A 1,044-nucleotide genomic window follows, 5' to 3' on the forward strand; every position below is an offset into this window, starting at 1 on the left:
GGGAGATTGCGGCTGCCGTTCAGGCCGCCCTGCAGATGACCGGCACCCTCCATTTGGCCGATCGTCCCCCCCATCACCTCTCTGGTGGGGAAAAGCGCATGGTTGCCATTGCCGGGATCCTGGCGATGAAACCCCAGTTGGTGCTCTACGATGAGCCGACGGCCAACCTCGATTTGCGAGCCCGGCGCCGGTTGATAGTTTTTTTGCAACAGGCCGCCCACACTTTTCTGCTGGCTTCCCACGATCTGGAGCTGATCCTGGAGGTGTGCGATCAGGTCATCCTGTTGGATCAAGGGCGGATCTGGGCCCAGGGATCCCCGGCCCACCTGATGGGCCGAGCCGACCTCATGGAAGCCCACGGCCTGGAAGTGCCCCCCTCGCTGCGCCGATAACGACAAAAGTTGAAAAGATATCAAGAATTATTTTTAAGCTGACAACATTTTTGCCTCTCTTAATAAAAAGCTATCGTGCTAATTAAAAATATTGATTTTCGTCCAGGATTAAATAGGGATATCATTTTGTTAAGTCGGGGATCCCTTCTCTGAGCTGTCCTAGTCAATTTTGTATGATCGATTTTGTACAAGAAAGATGTGGACTTAGCTCAGAGTTGGCAGCTTTGCCCGCCTGAGTGACAGTTGCGCTTAACCCTGATGGCTCCTACAACCTTTTCCGACTTCAGTCTGAGGTCTGTGGCTCAGAGCCTTCTCCCCTCAGAGGGGGGTCTCTGGTGGCTGGGGTAGGTGTCGCCGGGAAAAGCTGTCAATCGAGATTTGGGCAGAGGATCTCTCTGATGAAATCGAAAGGAGATTGCATGAGCGAACCCAACAAGCGAGATCACTTTGCCTTGCTACTGGGTTCGACAGCGTTCAGGAACTGAGTGTGTTCAAAAGTGGAGAGTTGATATGCCTATTGCAGTTGGAATGATCGAAACCCGCGGGTTCCCGGCAGTGGTAGAAGCTGCCGACGCCATGGTCAAGGCAGCCCGCGTTACCCTGGTGGGTTACGAGAAAATCGGCAGCGGTCGGGTCACCGTGATCGTGCGGG

At 53.9% G+C, this 1,044-nt stretch carries 2 protein-coding genes; both read left to right on the forward strand.

Translation table 11 applies throughout. The features are described 5' to 3' along the window. A partial coding sequence (locus NW815_RS07830; RefSeq protein WP_414415874.1) for an energy-coupling factor ABC transporter ATP-binding protein occupies positions 1-392 on the forward strand: 392 nt, incomplete at its 5' end. A gap of 510 nt (positions 393-902) precedes the next feature. Then, positions 903-1,044: BMC domain-containing protein (locus tag NW815_RS07835; RefSeq protein ID WP_414415875.1), on the forward strand; the 142-nt coding region annotated here is incomplete at its 3' end.

The sequence above is a fragment of the Synechococcus sp. R6-7 genome (assembly GCF_047461695.1).
GTDB lineage: Bacteria > Cyanobacteriota > Cyanobacteriia > Thermostichales > Thermostichaceae > Thermostichus.